This window comes from Salmonella sp. SG203, from assembly GCF_013350575.1.
GTDB classification, from domain to species: Bacteria; Pseudomonadota; Gammaproteobacteria; order Enterobacterales; family Enterobacteriaceae; genus Salmonella; species Salmonella enterica.
Genome location: NZ_SNMT01000003.1, coordinates 315,083 through 332,149 on the forward strand (window position 1 = coordinate 315,083; position 17,067 = coordinate 332,149).

At 54.1% G+C, this 17,067-nt stretch carries 14 protein-coding genes; 4 read left to right on the forward strand and 10 right to left on the reverse strand.

Features of this window, described 5'->3' with window-relative positions; genetic code table 11:
* Positions 1-81 precede the first annotated feature (81 nt).
* Positions 82-1,353, reverse strand: coding sequence for a DUF445 domain-containing protein (locus tag HV477_RS07510; RefSeq protein WP_001033033.1), 1,272 nt, complete (start codon positions 1,351-1,353; stop codon positions 82-84).
* A gap of 86 nt (positions 1,354-1,439) precedes the next feature.
* A complete protein-coding gene (gene mdtM, locus HV477_RS07515) occupies positions 1,440-2,681 on the reverse strand; it encodes a multidrug efflux MFS transporter MdtM (protein WP_023181337.1) in 1,242 nt (413 codons plus the stop codon).
* A 478-nt stretch (positions 2,682-3,159) separates the two neighbouring features.
* On the opposite strand from mdtM, the gene HV477_RS07520 reads away from it, so the two are divergent.
* Together HV477_RS07520 and HV477_RS07525 are read left to right on the forward strand one after the other, a co-directional pair.
* Positions 3,160-4,125, forward strand: coding sequence for an Rpn family recombination-promoting nuclease/putative transposase (locus HV477_RS07520; RefSeq protein ID WP_175064946.1), 966 nt, complete (start codon positions 3,160-3,162; stop codon positions 4,123-4,125).
* A gap of 180 nt (positions 4,126-4,305) precedes the next feature.
* Positions 4,306-5,676 carry an NAD-dependent succinate-semialdehyde dehydrogenase gene (locus tag HV477_RS07525; RefSeq protein WP_023207045.1) on the forward strand — a complete coding sequence of 457 codons (1,371 nt, stop codon included), beginning with the start codon at positions 4,306-4,308 and terminating at the stop codon, positions 5,674-5,676.
* Positions 5,677-5,771: 95 nt separating this feature from the next.
* Here the strand turns inward: HV477_RS07525 and HV477_RS07530 are convergent, their stop codons facing one another.
* Entirely contained in the window at positions 5,772-5,915 is a 144-nt protein-coding gene (locus HV477_RS07530) for a hypothetical protein (RefSeq protein WP_001541460.1), read from the reverse strand.
* Between HV477_RS07530 and yjiS the strand changes: the two genes are divergently transcribed.
* Positions 5,882-6,046: a DUF1127 domain-containing protein YjiS gene (gene yjiS, locus HV477_RS07535; RefSeq protein ID WP_000397915.1), complete on the forward strand. Its 165-nt coding sequence runs from the start codon at positions 5,882-5,884 to the stop codon at positions 6,044-6,046. The two genes, HV477_RS07530 and yjiS, sit on opposite strands and share 34 nt — an antisense overlap.
* Before the next feature lie 76 nt (positions 6,047-6,122).
* Here yjiS and HV477_RS07540 read toward each other — a convergent pair whose 3' ends face one another.
* The 6 genes from HV477_RS07540 to btsT form a co-directional block, all read right to left on the reverse strand.
* A complete protein-coding gene (locus tag HV477_RS07540) occupies positions 6,123-7,043 on the reverse strand; it encodes a DUF5655 domain-containing protein (protein WP_079898717.1) in 921 nt (306 codons plus the stop codon).
* Between the two features lie 410 nt (positions 7,044-7,453).
* Positions 7,454-8,095, reverse strand: coding sequence for a LysE family translocator (locus HV477_RS07545; protein ID WP_000438685.1), 642 nt, complete (start codon positions 8,093-8,095; stop codon positions 7,454-7,456).
* Positions 8,096-8,142: 47 nt separating this feature from the next.
* Positions 8,143-8,958 carry an AraC family transcriptional regulator gene (locus HV477_RS07550; protein WP_001128426.1) on the reverse strand — a complete coding sequence of 272 codons (816 nt, stop codon included), beginning with the start codon at positions 8,956-8,958 and terminating at the stop codon, positions 8,143-8,145.
* 37 nt (positions 8,959-8,995) lie between these two features.
* Positions 8,996-9,952, reverse strand: coding sequence for a GTPase (yjiA, locus tag HV477_RS07555; protein ID WP_000187838.1), 957 nt, complete (start codon positions 9,950-9,952; stop codon positions 8,996-8,998).
* A gap of 10 nt (positions 9,953-9,962) precedes the next feature.
* Complete coding sequence (locus tag HV477_RS07560; protein WP_000460616.1) at positions 9,963-10,166, reverse strand: YbdD/YjiX family protein; 204 nt, start codon at positions 10,164-10,166, stop codon at positions 9,963-9,965.
* Between the two features lie 94 nt (positions 10,167-10,260).
* Positions 10,261-12,411, reverse strand: a complete 2,151-nt coding sequence (gene btsT / locus HV477_RS07565; protein WP_000379929.1) for a pyruvate/proton symporter BtsT — start codon at positions 12,409-12,411, stop codon at positions 10,261-10,263.
* Positions 12,412-12,777: 366 nt separating this feature from the next.
* Here btsT and tsr point away from each other — a divergent pair, with 366 nt between their 5' ends.
* Complete coding sequence (tsr, locus tag HV477_RS07570) at positions 12,778-14,439, forward strand: methyl-accepting chemotaxis protein (RefSeq protein WP_000919517.1); 1,662 nt, start codon at positions 12,778-12,780, stop codon at positions 14,437-14,439.
* A gap of 168 nt (positions 14,440-14,607) precedes the next feature.
* Here tsr and opgB read toward each other — a convergent pair whose 3' ends face one another.
* Complete coding sequence (opgB, locus tag HV477_RS07575; RefSeq protein ID WP_079898716.1) at positions 14,608-16,899, reverse strand: phosphatidylglycerol--membrane-oligosaccharide glycerophosphotransferase; 2,292 nt, start codon at positions 16,897-16,899, stop codon at positions 14,608-14,610.
* Positions 16,900-17,067: the final 168 nt, after the last annotated feature.

Sequence of the window (17,067 nt, forward strand, 5' to 3'; positions counted from 1 at the left end):
GGTGGGAAATGGCATTAAATTAATGCCTCCCACGTGCGGGGTTTGGCAGTTAATCTGAACGAGAATTGCGCCTTCCCCTTCTTAGATACTGAGCAGTGCCGGTATTTGCGACAGTAAATATAACACCAGACCAATAGCGCCGCCGACCAGCGTGCCGTTCACGCGGATAAACTGCAAATCTTTACCGATATTAAGCTCAATCTGCTGCGACATATCGCGCGCATCCCAGCCTTTTACGGTATCGCTGATGTGGCGCGTCAGGAAGGCGGCGAATTCCGGCGCGACGCGGTGCGCGGCCTGTTCCAGATGACCGTTAAGCGAGGCGCGTAATGCGTCGTCGGCGATCAGCGTCTCGCCAAACCATTGTCCGGCATGAGCGATGCGCTGCTTCACCTTTGAGTCTTCGGCGTTGATATCTGTTTTTAACCACTGGCGTAGATCCGCCCAGATTTCGCCGAGATAACGGTTAAACGCCTCATCTTCCTTCAGGTAACTTTTAATGTTTTCTGCCCGGGCAGCCATTTCCGGATCATGTTTAAGTTTATCGATCAGCTTATACGTCGCACGATCGAAGGCATGACGAATCTGATGCGCGCGGTCGTGACTGATATCATCCAGCAGAGAATTCACCGCGTCGGAGACCAGTTCAGCGCTGTGTTCTCCCAGCCATTCGGTCGGCAGAATCTTCGCTTTTAACGGATGCTCGGTCTCCAGCCAGCGTATGATCTGTCTGGCGATAAATGTTCGGGAGCTGTCACGCTGTAACAGGGCGATAAGCTGGGCGATCAGCGTATCGAGTAACACCTGGTGACGATCGTTTTTGGTCATGCTTTCCAGCATCAGGGCGCTGGTGCCGGAAAGATCCACTTTATCAATCGCCTTATGTACCGCTCGCTTGAGCAGCCGCTGAATACGGGCGTCATCGGTTAGTTCCAGAAAACCGCTCATAATTTGCAGCAGATGCTGCCCGACCCGGCTGGCGTTGTCCGGCTGGCTGAACCAGTTTCCGATAAGCAGCGCGGGTTCATGGCGGCGGATTAGCGCGATCAGCGACTGCGTATCAAGGAATTTCTCCTGCACAAATTGCCCAAGGTTTTCGCCGATTCGGTCTTTGTTACGGGGAATAATCGCCGTATGTCGTGAAATAAACGGAATGGGAATGCGGCGAAACAGCGCTACCACGGCAAACCAGTCCGCCAGCGCGCCAACCATCGCCGCTTCGGCAATAGCTTTTACGCCCAGCACCCAAAAACTGGGCGGCAGGAAAAGCGTGGTTACAAACGTCGCGGCGGCTATCAGCAACAGTGAGAGCGCCAGGCGTTTGGCGCGTTTGAGTTCGGCGATTTTATTCATAGGGTTAAGGATAGAGCCAGACGGCAGGAACGTGCAAAAAACATCAGATTATCCTGTGCCGGATAAGCCTCTATCCGGCAGAGTGTTTACTTCTCAGCGGCTAGTTCTGCTGCCTCATGCTGGCGCACGCGCTGTAATAATGTCGCCAGGGTGAAGACCACGATCACCCCGGCCACCGCTGCCAGCAGGTGAAACGGCAGTCTCCCGCCGTGAAACCACAGCCAGCGGCCAACTTCGACCGACACCGCCATCACCGTCAGAATCACCATGTTCAGCGAGGCTGAAACGGTCCCTTTTGGCAAGTTGTTGGAGAAAAGCGTGAAGCGAAACAGCGTCGGGAAAATCATGCCAATGCCGAACGCGTACAGGCTGGTGCCCAGCACAGACCAAAGCCAGACGTGCGGCAGAAGAAGATTACCGAGGAGCAATGTCGCCAGCCCGCTTAACTGGATTGGTACGGCGCGCCAGATAAAACGCGGTCGGGTCGGATCTTTCACCAGGCGTACAACGATCATATTGGCCACGATCACCGCGCCGAATACGGGCACCTGCGCCCAGGCGAATTGCGAAGTACTCATCCCGCCAGCATCGATCAGGATCACCGGCGACACCGCCACCCAGCTCATCATCGGGATGTAGCTCAACGACAGCGTAGCCGCCCCGGTGAGAAAAATCGGGTTGCGAAACACATTACGAAAATCGCGCAGTACGCTCACCGCGCTGAACGGCACCGCGCCGCGTTGCACCGTTTCTGGCATCGCCAGCAGCAGGCCGCACAACGCTAACAGTCCCATCACCGCAATAATACCGAACAGCACCTTCCAGTGAACGAAGTGCATCAGCGCGGCGCCGGAGAGCGGGCCGATAACCGGAGCGACCAGCACAATGGAGGTAATAATCGCCATCAGCTTAATGGCTTTGGTTTGACCGAAGGCCTCCTGTACCGTGACGTAGCCGACCGTTGCGATAAAGCAAATGCTGGTGCCCTGCACAAAACGGGCAACCAGAAACTGCGTCATTGAGGTCGTCAACAGCGTTGCCGCGCAGGCGAGAGTAAAAATTAATGCGCCTGCAATCAGCACTGGCCGGCGACCAATCCTGTCGGATAGCGGCCCCAGAAGCCATTGCAACGCCATTCCGCCTGCCAGATAGAGACTGACCGAGGCCGGCGCAAGACTGACGTCAGCGTTAAAATCGCGCACGACGTAAATGATGCCAGGCTGAATCAGATCCGTCGTCAGATAGGCGGCAAAATCGTACAAAATCAGCGCCATCGGGAAAAATAACGTTGTGGCGCGTTGGGAGAAAAACTGAATAATCCGTTGCATAAAAAATGCGCTCCATGTCGGAGAACCCCATGATGGGACAGCGAAACTCAATACCGTCATCGTGACGTCAGGCAGGCGATAGAAACAGCGGCTGCGGATGTACTGAATTTCATGTAATCAAAAACGCTGCCGGTGAAAACACAGACAGGAAGAGACGCGTTCTGAATCTTGTCAGAACGTGTGGCGATTACAGATAACAATCAGCACATCACACCTCGGGAAATTTACGTTGCACGGAAAATATACACATTAAGTGTAATTAAATTTTGATGTTAATCAAAAGAGTTTGTCTGGTTAATAAAGATAAAGGCAGGGCGCGCAGGCTGGTATTTTGCGTGTTCAGTTCCGAAAATGCATGTGCATTACAGATAACAGGATTTATCTTCCGTCGCGCCTCGCAATGCTGAAAAGGTACGGATGAGAAAGGAATTTTCAGGAGGTAGAGTCGCAGCATCCTGGTTTGGGATGACGGAGCGCCATGAAAAAATCGACGACCTCAACACCGCATGATGCGGTGTTTAAAACCTTTTTGCGCCACCCGGAAACCGCCCGCGATTTTATGGAGATTCATCTGCCGGTGTCGTTACGCCAGCTTTGCGATCTGCGGACGCTAAAGCTGGAGCCCGGCAGTTTTATTGAAAAAAATCTGCGAGCCTATTATTCCGATGTGCTTTGGTCGCTGAAAACGCGCGAGGGCGACGGTTATATCTATGTCGTGATTGAACATCAGAGCACGCCGGATGCGCATATGGCGTTTCGGCTGATGCGGTATGCGATGGCGGCAATGCAACAGCATCTGGATGCGGGGCATAAGCATCTTCCGCTGGTGGTGCCGATGCTGTTTTATCACAGTGTTGATAGCCCGTATCCTTTTTCGCTGTGCTGGCTGGATGAGTTTGCGAACCCGGAAGTGGCAAGAAGACTCTATGCCGCTGCCTTTCCGCTGGTCGACATTACGGTGGTATCGGATGATGACATTATGCAGCACCGCCGCATTGCGCTGCTGGAGCTCATCCAAAAACATATCCGCCAGCGCGACCTGCTGGGACTGGTTGAACGAATTGCTTCGCTGTTAGTTACTGGTTGCGCTAATGACAGGCAGCTTAAAGCGCTGTTTAATTATCTTATGATTCAGCACGGACATACGCCTCGTTTCACCACGTTTATTCGTGATGTGGTAGGGCATGTCCCGCACACTAAGGAGAGACTGATGACGCTGATAGAGAGGATCCGCGCAGCGGATCGCAGAAAAGGGGAACGGCAAGGAAGACAGGTCGGTCTGGAGGAAGGATTAGCAGAAGGATTAGAAAAAGGGCTGGAAAAAGGTCAGCATGTTGCCGCATTGCGTATCGCCAGACAGATGCTGGCGGACGGACTTGACCGCGAGACTGTCCAGCGGTTCACCGGCCTTACGGCTGAAGAGCTTCAGGATGTTAGTCACTAACGCGGCTCCAGTCTGAATGTTGCAGGCCCGGTGCCCGCCGGGCAACGCTCTCTATAATTATCGTTGATAACCTCACGAATATACCGAACTTTACCGATAGCGCCAGCCATCTCTACTACCCTTATTGTTCTGAGCGGCATTTACGGCTGCCTTAATGACGATAACAAGGAGACATGTGATATGGCTTACCAGACAGTGAATCCTGCCAATAATCAGCTCATTAAAGAGTACCCCCCGCACACGGACGCGGATATTGAAGCCGCGCTGCAAAAAGCTGACGCGCTCTATCACTCCGACTGGTCCAAGGGAGAGATTGACCAACGTCTGCCGGTACTGCATAAGCTGGCTGACTTGATCGACAGCCGTGTTGAAGAACTGGCAAAAATCGCCAGCCAGGAGATGGGCAAGCTCATCGAGCAAAGCCGTGGCGAAGTCAAACTATGCGCGCAGATCGCTCGCTATTATGCGGATAACGCGAAGCAGTTTCTTGCCCCGGTGCCTTATAAAACCGAGTTTGGCGACGCGTGGGTAGAACATCATCCGATTGGCGTCATCATGGCCGTTGAGCCGTGGAACTTCCCGTACTATCAGTTGATGCGTGTGCTGGCGCCGAACCTGGCCGCAGGTAACCCGGTGCTGGCGAAACATGCCAGCATCGTACCGCACTGCGCCGAGACGTTTGCCCATCTGGTGCGTGAAGCCGGCGCGCCGGAAGGCGCATGGACCAACCTGTTTATTTCCTCCGATCAGGTGGCGAACATCATCGCTGACCCGCGCGTGCAGGGCGCGGCGCTGACCGGATCTGAAAAAGCGGGGAGCGCCGTGGCGGCACAGGCGGCGAAGCACATTAAAAAATCGACGCTGGAACTGGGCGGGAACGATGTGTTCGTCGTGCTGGACGATGCCGATCTTGAGAAAGCGGTGAAAATTGGCGTGCAGGCACGGCTCACTAATGCGGGGCAGGTATGTACGGCGGCGAAGCGCTTTATCCTGCATGAGAAAATCGCCGATCAATTCCTCAGCCAGTTCACCGAGGCGTTCAGGAAGGTGAAGGTGGGGGATCAGATGGACGCTTCTACCGAACTGGGGCCGCTGTCGTCGAAAGATGCTCTGGATACACTGACCAGACAGGTCGAGGAAGCGGTGAAAAATGGCGCGACGCTGCACGTTGGCGGCAAGCCGCTGGAAAGCAAAGGCAACTTCTTTGAGCCGACCATTCTGACCAATATTACGCGTGACAACCCGGCGTACTTTGAAGAGTTCTTCGGCCCGGTGGCGCAGATGTATGTGGTGAAAGACGATGATGAGGCGGTAAAACTCGCCAACGATTCCCACTACGGCCTGGGCGGCGCGGTGTTTAGTCAGGATATTGAGCGTGCTAAACGCATGGCCTCCCGGATTGAAACCGGGATGGTTTATATCAACTGGCTGACCGACACCGCAGCGGAGCTGCCGTTCGGCGGCGTTAAGCGTTCGGGCTTTGGACGCGAGCTATCGGATCTGGGGATTAAGGAGTTTGTGAACCAGAAGCTGGTAGTGGTGCGCTGCTAATCCCTGTTGCCCCTCTGAAAACGGGAGGGGCCTGGCTTTTTTGCAGCGAAGGACGCGGATCTTAAATCAGAACGAAATAAGCGAACAAAACACCTTCAATCGCCCTCCTTATTTATCCACGTTGCACTAACCGTGCTTTTTATCCCGATATTGTTTGTACAGACATTCATGATGCCCGCATTTTCTGTTCTATGCGGAGGCCGGTATGGAATTTTACGAGAACCGCCCCAGACAACCATTCATTGGCTTTGTGCAGCTCAGACGGGCGCTAAAAAGGTGGTGGCTGCGTAAGCGGGCCTGTCAGGCACTGCGACGAATGAGTGACGAGCAGTTAAAGGATATTGGGTTGGAAAGGAAGGATGTGGAATAACAGATAAGAGCCAGTAAAACTGGAAAGGCTGGATAATCTTATCTTAACCTCTCCAGTAGGCGGGTATCCTGGAACGCTAATTTTCTTGCCAGGCTTTCTCGATCAGCAGCCTGGCTTTATCCAGATCGTGTTCGTTACGCACAATCAATTCGACGTCGCCGGTTCCCCAGTGGCCAATGTTTGTGACGTCCCGGCTAAATCCTTCTTCAAGCTGGATATGCTGTGGATTAATTTTCAGCCACAGGCGTAGGTGTGGGTCGGTCACGGGATAAACAGCCACGCACAGAAAGTTACGAATGAGATGGAAGGCGTCATAGAGCTTAAGCTCTTTAAACTGAACCTCATCACTGAGTGAGAGCACATAGCTTTTTAGCTGTTCATATAATGAAAGCAGCGCGGGAGAAGCCAAAGAGAGCTGTTCGCGCTGCGTGCGGGTATGGCGTTTACCGCTGCTGACGGAACCGTTCGCGATGATGTGCTGAGGGCTATTTTCGACCACGGCGTTAACCAGTTCCAGCATTAACAGGTCGTCGGCAAAAAGCTTGTAGCGAATCAGGTTGATATTGCGGTTGATTTGCTGAACGGCATGTTCGTCGTATTTATTAAAATCGGCGGCAATACAGATTAACCGTGTGCCGGACCAGTCAATGGCTTTAGCCGCGGTTTTACTTATTTTTTCCATCACCAGCAACTGAAATTCCGCTTTATGATCGAGCAGCCAGTCGAGATAAAACAGCCCCTGGTTAATGACGTTTTCATTGCTGTGGCGCTTATATTCAATAATCACCGGGCAGTTATTTTCATCGAGGCCGAGGGAATCAATTCGCCCACGATGGGTTTTACCCGTGCGGTATTCGGTCTCGAGAAAGCGGACGCCAAGGAACGTTTCCATATGGGATTCGATCAGCATTTGCAGATCTTTTTCAATGGCTGCGGCTTTGCCCGGCAGTTCTTGTACTTTCCCGCCACCGAGGCGGAAAAGCTGGATATCGCTCATGGATCCCTCCTGAATTTTCTGCGCACTATCATACGTTATGTGAAAAGAGATAAAAGCGGAAATCGGGCTTTTGGAGGTGAGATATGTTATAAGCCCGACAGCAGGTGGTTACCGGGCAGCGGGCCGTAGGTCGGATAAGCGTTAGCGCCATCCGACGCTGTTACAGCAGTTTGCGCATCTTACAGAAGGAAAGTCCAGCTGAAAATCAATGAAAATAAGCCGCTGGATGAGAGGTGATATTATATTTGGTGATGAGAATAAAGCGGCTATTTAGTCGCTTTATTGGTTTCTGGGGGCAAGTTAATTTATGGCGGCGTCGGCATTATAAGAAGGAAAGGGTTCGAATGATGCAGACCCTGTTCATCTGCCCGGGCAACGTTGACTACCGTATAAAGCTGCCCCTCATTGATTTAACTTGTAATGAACTGCCACACAATCCAGCAGCCAAAGGCGATCAGAATGCCGCCGGCGGCGCGTTCAATTTTCCAGACAAGATTACCCAGACGACCTTGAATTTGCGGCAGGGCGATAAGCGTTATCAGCAGCAGATCCCAGAGTAACACTACGCTGGTCATCCAGATTCCACATATGGCCTGCTGTGTAACGGTCACGTTTGGGCCCAGCAGGGCGGTCATTAGCGCCAGATAAAACAGAGCATTTTTCGGATTCAACAGCGATGAACCTAGCCCCAGTAATAGTTGTTTTGCCAGTGACGGACATGCCGATGCGGCGTACCGCCACTCCAGCGGCCCGGCGCGGCTTTTCAACAGTTGACGGCCCACCCATAGCAGGTAGGCGGCACCCAATAGTTCGATGATGGTAAAGAGCAGCGGCGTCTGACGTAGCAGCCCTGACCCAATCACCACCAGCAGAATATAGAGCCCATTTCCCGCCGCAATGCCGAGGCACAGCCCGACGCTGCCGCGCAGCCGATAGCGTACGGCGTAACCGACCAGCAAAAAGAAGTCCGGACCCGGGCTGAGCAGCGCCATAAAATGCGCCAGCGCCAGTGCGGGAAACGCCGGGGGAAATAACGTTGTAACCTGTTCCATAATAACCTCAGTGATGATACTGAGGCCAGCCTATACCTGCGGATGCGCTATTTATTGTCGGATATTGATCTGTTCTGCGCGTACTGACGCGGCGTTGCCGCCGTGTAGCTGACGAAGGTTTTGTGGAAATGACTTTGATCGGCGAAACCGGTCTGATAGGCAACATCGGCAATATCGTCCCCGGCGCGCAATCGGTGCCGGGCATATTCAATGCGGGCCATATTGGTAAAGCTGACAGGAGTCAGGCCTGTATCCTGCTTAAAAGTGCGAATCAGAGTCTCCTTACGGAGCGCAAACTCCTGCGCTAGTGTGTCCAGCGTCGGCGGTTCCTGAAGGTTGCTGACTAAGCGGGCAACCAACTGGCGGCTGATGGCACATGGCGGTTCGGCGTCGGCACTTTGTAGCGGCAGGGCGCGCAACAGGTGGATAATAAGCGCCGGAAGTCCGGCGGTTTGCTGCTGAGTAATAGACGTCACAATTTGCTGATAAAGCTGGAAAAGCTGCGGGTCCTGCAACTGTGGCTGCGTGGTATGCAGGCGGCTATCCGCCGGCAAATGGGGAAGTTGCGTCAGGCACCAGTCCGCATCGAGATACAGCATATGATAGCTGCGTGGTCGCTCGTGGAGCGGGTTACAACTGTGTGGAGATTGCGGGGGGATCAGGATCAGCTCGCCGGGGCGTAACAGATACTCTTGCCCGTTACTGATGCAGCGGGTTTCTCCGGCGATGATCGCGCCCAGCGACAGTTGCGGGTGGCTGTGGCGCTTATAGGCCTGACGGCTTTCACTGGTGGTACGTAGCTCCAGCCACGGCAGTTGTGGCAGACGCCAGAAGCGTTGGTGAATATCTCGGATAAGGGGCATACAATCTCCTGTGCGGTCCTGGCTTTTCTGCGCCCGTTTACTTCCTTAACCCCGCAAACGCCGCTCTGATCTCGTCTTCCGGCAACTGGATCCCGATAAACACTAGCGTGCTGTGAGGCGTTTCGTCGCCCCACGGTCTGTCCCAGTCGGCGCTGTAGAGGCGCTGCACGCCCTGGAACAGCAGGCGGTTGGGTTCGCCGTCGATCCACAGCATCCCTTTGTAACGCAGCAGTTTATCCGCTGATTCCAGCAGCAGGTTTTCCATCACCCGCGAAACCTCGCTGATATCCACCGGGTAATCCAGTTCCACCACAATTGACGACACATCGTTCTGTTTATCGGCAATAAAGTGGAAACGCGGTTGGCTTGCCAGCACGTTCTCTTCCAGCATAAAGCCGCTGGTATTAAACAACTGACTCAGGTCAATATCGCCGTGTACCACGGTGTAAACCGGGGCGCGGGCGTTGATACGCGCCAGCCGCTCGCGCAGTTTCTCGCTGTCGCCTGCCACGTCGGTTTTGGTCAGCAGGATACGGTCGGCGTAGCCTATCTGCGACTGGGCGATGGTGAACTGGTTCATCTGCTCGTTAGCGTGCACCGCGTCGACCAGCGCAATCACGCCGTCTAACAGGTAGCGTTCGCATAATACGTCATGGGAGAAAAAGGTCTGAATAATCGGGCCGGGGTCAGCCATGCCGGTGCATTCAATCACCAGGCGGTCGAAAGCAATATCGCCGCGGTCGCGGCTGTCGAGCAGGTCTAATAGCGCATCTTCCAGCTCGTTGGAGCGGGTACAGCAGATGCAGCCGTTAGTCAGGGTTTTGATCTGTGTGGCGCGATCGCCAATCAGTTGATCGTCAACGGAGACTTCGCCAAATTCGTTTTCGATAACGGCGATTTTAAAACCATGTTGTTCGTTGAGGATATGGCGTAGTAGGGTGGTTTTGCCGGCACCAAGAAAACCGGTAAGTAGGGTAACTGCAATCGGGGTCATAGTCTCTCCATTAACAACAGCGCATGCCGCCTTTGCCATCGCCGCCGTAACGTGCTTGCTGACGTTCGCGGAAGAACTCTTCATAGGTCATGTACGGCTTGTCGGGATGGTTGGTTTTCATGTGCTCGACATAGTTGTCGTAGTCCGGAATACCAATCAACATTTTTGCCGCCTGGCCGAGATATTTTTTTGCCTGACCTAAAGTATCAAACATTCTGCCGTCCTGTTAATGAATAAAGCCGGATGGCGGCTTGCGCCTTATCCGGCCTACACTAGCCGGGATCGCTGTGCGCTACCCGGCATCAGTTTTAGTGGTGTGAAGAGATCTTCACGCCGCCTTCCGGCACGGGCACATACGGGGTTTCTTTGTCGGTACGTTTATCGCTGTTGCGTACCTTCATCCAGGTGGTGAAACCGTAGAAGATAATACTGTACACCACCACCAGGAACAGAATACTCAAACCAGCGTTAGTGTAGTTGTTCACCACGATATGGTTCATGTTGGCAATCTGCTGCTCGGTCAGGTTGGTGCCGTTGGCAATCTTCTCTTTATACAGGTTTGCCATGTAGAAGAAACCTTCCATCTGTGGGTTGGCGCTGAACAGTTTCAGGCCCAGTGCCCAGGTGGTGCAGATCAGCAGCCATACCGCCGGGATCACCGTCACCCAGATGTACTTGGTGCGCTGCATTTTGATCAGTACCACGGTGCTCAACACCAGCGCCACGGCGGCCAGCATCTGGTTAGAGATACCGAACAGCGGCCACAGGCTCTTCACGCCGCCCAGCGGGTCGACCACGCCCTGATACAGCAGATAGCCCCACAAACCGACGCAGCCTGCGGTACCGATGATACCCGCGACCAGAGAATCGGTTTTTTTCAGGAACGGGACGAAGTTACCCAGCAAATCCTGCAACATAAAGCGGCCGGAACGGGTACCCGCATCCAGTGCGGTCAGGATAAACAGCGCTTCAAACAGAATACCGAAGTGATACCAGAAGCCCATATCCGCCATCGGCAGGACTTTGTGGAACACGTGCGCGATACCTACTGCCAGCGTTGGCGCGCCGCCTGCGCGGTTCAATACTGACGGTTCACCGATATCTTTCGCAGTTTGCAGGATTTGTTCCGGGGAAATCACAAAGCCCCAGGAGCTGACGGTCGCCGCTGCATGTGCGGTAACGTCTTTCAACTGCGCCATAATCAGCGGCGCGTTCTCGCCGCCCATCTCGTGCAGGTTTGGCATGGTAATGCCCAGACCTGCCGGCGGGGTGTTCATCGCGAAGTAGAGACCCGGTTCAATGATCGAGGCCGCCACCAGCGCCATCACCGCAACAAAGGACTCCATCAGCATCGCGCCGTAGCCGATAAAACGCGCATCGGTCTCACAGGCCAGCAGTTTCGGCGTGGTGCCGGAGGAGATGAGCGCGTGGAAGCCAGAGACGGCGCCACAGGCGATGGTGATGAACAGGAACGGGAACAGAGCGCCTTTCCACAGCGGGCCGGTACCGTCGACATACTGCGTCAATGCCGGCATTTTTAGTTCCGGGTTGAGGATCACAATCCCCAGCGCCAGACCGACGATCACGCCGATTTTCAGGAAGGTAGCGAGATAGTCGCGCGGGGCGAGAATCAGCCATACCGGCAGCAGCGCGGAAACAAAGGCGTAGCCGATCAGCGCGAAGGTAATGGTGGTGTCTTTAAAGGTCAGCGCCGGGCCCCAGTACGGGTCGTGGGCAATCACGCCGCCGAAGTAAATAGACGCCACCAGCAGCACGATACCAATAACGGAGACTTCGCCTACGCGTCCCGGACGCAGGAAGCGCATGTAGATGCCCATAAACAGCGCAATCGGCACCGTTGAGCAGACGGTGAAGACGCCCCACGGGCTTTCGGCCAGCGCTTTAACCACGATTAATGCCAGCACCGCGAGGATGATGATCATAATTAAGAAGCAGCCGAACAGCGCGATGGTGCCTGGAACGGTACCCATCTCTTCTTTGATCATCTCGCCAAGAGAGGCGCCGTTACGGCGGGAAGAGATGAACAGCACCATAAAGTCCTGCACTGCGCCCGCGAGCACCACGCCCGCCAGTAACCACAGTGTCCCCGGCAGATAGCCCATCTGCGCGGCCAATACCGGCCCGACCAGCGGACCTGCGCCAGCGATGGCGGCGAAGTGGTGACCAAACAGCACGTAGCGGTTAGTCGGCACGTAGTTCAGGCCGTCGTTATTGATAACCGCCGGCGTCGCGCGCGTCGGGTCGAGTTTCATGACCTTCTGGGCGATGTACAGGCTGTAGTAGCGGTAAGCCACCAGATAGACGGAAACGGAAGCGACCACGATCCACAGGGCGCTCACGTGTTCACCCCGACGTAGGGCAACGACCGAGAGGCAGAAAGCACCGATGATTCCGAGAATCACCCAGGGTATGTGCTTGAATATCTTTTTCGTATCCATAGTAAAACCTGGTTGTAAGTTTAATTATCAGCCGAAGCTGGGTGGATATTGAGTTCGTGTTTGAGGAGGTAGATTGACTGCTATGCTGAGAGGATCTTGCCAGATCATCGCGCGCGTAAAGTTAGGTAAATCAGTGAGTGGTTGTATGGCGGTTTAAGCGGTCGGACGTACCGGTAAGCGGTTTCGCGGAGGAGGGCGTGGGCTATTTTATGTGATTGAGATCACGATATAAAATGGGACGATCCTTGTTGCGCGGGGCGTCATAACGACTTAACTGAGCTAATCGTGATATTAATGGCGCGCATCCCATAAAGTTTTCCCTTTCCAGGCCGAAAATTCTGTATCTGTCTAGCGGAAAGAGAAAACATGTTAAAGCGAATTAAAATTGTTACCAGCTTACTGCTGGTATTGGCGCTATTTGGCCTTTTACAACTGACATCCGGCGGGCTGTTCTTCAACTCGCTGAAGAATGACAAAGAAAACTTCACCGTATTGCAAACCATTCGTCAGCAGCAGTCTGCCCTGAATGCAACCTGGGTGGAACTGTTGCAAACGCGTAATACCCTGAATCGCGCGGGTATCCGCTGGATGATGGACCAGAGCAATATTGGCAGCGGCGCAACTGTCGCTGAACTGATGCAGGGGGCGACCAATACGCTGAAGCTGACCGAAAAAAACTGGGAGCAGTATGAGGCGTTACCGCGCGATCCACGTCAGAGTGAGGCGGCTTTCCTTGAGATCAAACGAACCTATGATATCTACCACGGCGCGTTGGCGGAGCTTATTCAGCTTCTTGGCGCGGGTAAGATTAACGAGTTTTTTGATCAACCGACTCAAAGCTATCAGGACGCTTTTGAGAAGCAGTACATGGCCTATATGCAGCAAAACGATCGTCTGTACGATATTGCTGTTGAGGATAACAACAGTTCCTACAACCAGGCGATGTGGGTACTGGTCAGTGTGCTAATTGCCGTTCTGGTGGTGATTATCGCCGTCTGGTTCGGCATCAAACTGTCGCTTATCGCCCCGATGAATCGTCTGATTGAAAGCATTCGCCATATCGCCAGCGGCGATCTGGTGAAACGTATTGATGTGGAAGGCTCTAACGAAATGGGGCAACTGGCGGACAACTTACGTCATATGCAGAGCGAACTGGTGCGTACCGTGGGCGATGTGCGCAATGGCGCCAACGCCATTTACAGCGGCGCCAGCGAGATTGCGATGGGCAACAACGATCTCTCTTCCCGTACTGAGCAGCAGGCAGCGTCTCTGGAAGAGACCGCCGCCAGTATGGAACAACTGACCGCGACTGTGAAACAGAACGCCGAAAACGCCCGTCAGGCCAGTCACCTGGCGTTGAGCGCCTCTGAAACAGCGCAAAAAGGCGGCAAAGTGGTGGATAACGTCGTACAAACAATGCGCGATATCGCCTCCAGTTCGCAGAAAATCGCCGATATTATCAGCGTAATCGACGGTATTGCTTTCCAGACCAATATCCTGGCGCTGAATGCGGCGGTAGAAGCGGCGCGCGCAGGCGAGCAGGGACGCGGGTTCGCGGTGGTGGCCGGTGAAGTCCGTAATCTGGCCCAGCGTAGCGCGCAGGCGGCACGAGAGATCAAGAGTCTGATTGAGGATTCCGTGAGCCGTGTTGATGTGGGGTCGACGCTGGTCGAAAGCGCCGGTGAAACCATGGATGAGATCGTCAATGCAGTGACCCGCGTGACCGATATCATGGGCGAGATTGCCTCGGCGTCCGACGAGCAAAGCCGTGGTATCGACCAGGTGGGCCTGGCGGTAGCGGAGATGGATCGCGTAACGCAGCAGAACGCCTCGCTGGTGGAAGAGTCCGCCGCCGCGGCTGCGGCGCTGGAAGAGCAAGCCAGCCGTCTGACCCAGGCCGTCGCGGTGTTCCGTATTCACCAGCAACAGCAGCGTGCGCGTGAAGTGGCTGCGGTAAAAACCCCGGCAGCCGTGTCGTCACCAAAGGCCGCAGTGGCCGACGGCAGCGATAATTGGGAAACGTTTTAAGGGCGTATGGTGAACAGTCGGCCTACAGACGACCGTAGGCCGGATGAGATGTTCACACTTTTGCCTGATGGCGTAGCGTTTATCAGGCCTGTGCGCCAGTTTATGGATAAAGATGATGTGTAGGCCGGGTAAGGCGCAGCCGCCACCCGGCATATATGACCTTCTCTTTTAACCCTCAACATTCACCACTTTGATCTCCACCATGCCAATCCCCAATTTGCGCGGCGAATGGCCCAAAATATTACCTTCGTTGGTGGAGACGGGAGCGGGCGGCGCAATGACTAAGGTATTCGCGTCCGTCGGGTTGTTGAAATGCAGCGTGATAGTGGACACATCGTGACCCAGCACCAGCGTCTGTTCTTCGTTGCCTACGCGTACCGGAATCGGCCGATTCGCGTTGTCGCCGAAGGCTTTGGCGGTGATCACCAGATCAAACTTTTTCGGCAGCGGCGCTTTATATTCGATTTTAACCTCATCGCCCAACTGCGCATTTGACCAGCGCCCCCAGGACTCCGGCCGGGAAATGCCGCTAAACTGCTTCACCTCCTCCGGGGCGCCCGCCACGTTAAAGATAAAGCTATCGGCTTTATAACGAATATCGTTATCGACAATCTTTAAGGTATCGACGTTGCCTTTGTAGCGCTCCATATCGATCATCGTGTCTTTAAACGCCGTCTTACCCTGCCACTGCGCTTTATCAACATGCTGTACGGTTTGCTGCCCGCCAAGCTGCCCCTGCGAGACGCACCAGTCGGTAGAGAGCGCCAGCGCCGGCGCCCATAGCTGCGCCATTTTGTAGCAGCGATCGATCCAAACGAAATTATCGCGCGGGGCGAAGTCGGCCAACTGGAACCGTAGCGGAGCGGAGTATTCACTTTCCGGTAACGGCTCGACGCGCTTATCCGATACGCGCAGTAGTAACGGCAGGCGGAAGTGGCTGCCGGAAAAAGCGATCATGTTTTTGTCCCGAGCGACGGTAAAATCTTTTATCTCTTTCGGGAAATTCCACAGGCGAATGATATCCGGCTTCATCGCCAGCACTTTCTCTTTTACATTCAGGAACACTTCCGACAGCGACTGCCCGGAAAGGCTGCTACGTCCCAGACCGATAAAATTATCGCCGCCGAGAATATCCAGCACCGTTGCGCCGTTGTCCATCGTGTTGCGTTTGACCGCCAGCGTCTCCTGCTGTGGTTTATCGCCGCGCAGAATGAAAAACAGATTGTTGCGATCTTGCTTATTCAGGTATTTCCAGGCCGTATTATTCATCGCCAGATGGTCGGAAGAGACGACGATAACGGTATCTTTAAACCACGGTGACGCTTTGATTTTGTTGATAAACTCGGCGATGTTTTCCTGGCTGCAACTTACGGCGCTAAAGGACTGGTTGGGCTTGCCGTCGTAATCGTAGCGTTTGCGGTTGCAGGTGCGTGAGATAAACCCGTCCGGGTGGTGAGTATCTACGGTCAGCGTAAACAGCGAAAACCGCTGGCCTGAGCGGGAAAGCGCTTCAAATTTCTTCCATGCCTCATCAAGCACCGTATCGTCGTAGAAGCCCCAGTCGTTACGATAAGACGGGTCCGCCACCACCGTTTTTAGCTCTTCAGCGCCGTACAGATGATCAAATCCGTGTGATTTCAGGAACACGTCTTTCCCGGCAAAACGCAGGTTAGCGCCCTGCACGAAATAGTTCTGGTAGCCGGAGTTTTTCAGAATATCGCCGAGGCAGATATTCTGCGGGAAGAAGCTGGAAACCGACGCGGACGCATTGCCCTCAAACGGCGCAAACAGCGGAATACCACACTGGGAAGCCACCATCCCGGCGATGGTGTAATCCGTTCCCGGCAGTTGCATGGTATGGCTGAAATCCAGCCCCTCATTTTTCAGCGCGCCCAACTCTGGCGTGAGATTGGGGAACGCGTCATTATCAAAATAGGTCCGTTCCAGGCTCTCGCCGTAGATATAGACCAGATTGAGCTTCGGATTAGGAATGGTTTTTGCTGGTTCTTTATAATAAACGGCAAAATCCGGATCGCCATCGCGCATTTGTGATTTTACCAGTTCGGTAATCTGGCGAAACGCCGGGCTGGCGTCGACCGAACCCAACGCCAGCAGTAACGCCAGCAGGCTGTAACCGACGTGATGAGGATGGTGACGGCGGCGGCGTAGTACCCATCCCAGCGCGCCAAATACCGCCACTAACGCCAGGGCAATACCGATTCCCGGCAGAATATATTTGCCGACTCCCGCTCCCGTCAGACTATTCGTGAGCGTATAAAGCACTGCGTCATTGATCCCGTCGCCGGTAAAATAGTCGCTGGCATACAGGGTAATATTCAGAATGACAAAAAGTCCCAGCACCGTGAGAGTGGCGGCAAACCACCAGGTGTTACGGCCCGCCTTCCAGGCATATATCAGCACAGAGGCGAGAAACAGAGCGACAGAGAGCAACTCGGACAACTGACGATCCTCAATAAACCAGGCTTATCGCTGGCAGGAAAAAATTTCTAACAATGTAATAGCGATGTCACATTGCTGCAATTCTAATAACTTTACACGGCGCTGTTATTTAGAATGAGTTTAGAAAGTTGGTTTTTTGATCGGCATCACTTCCTGCCATAGCGGTTA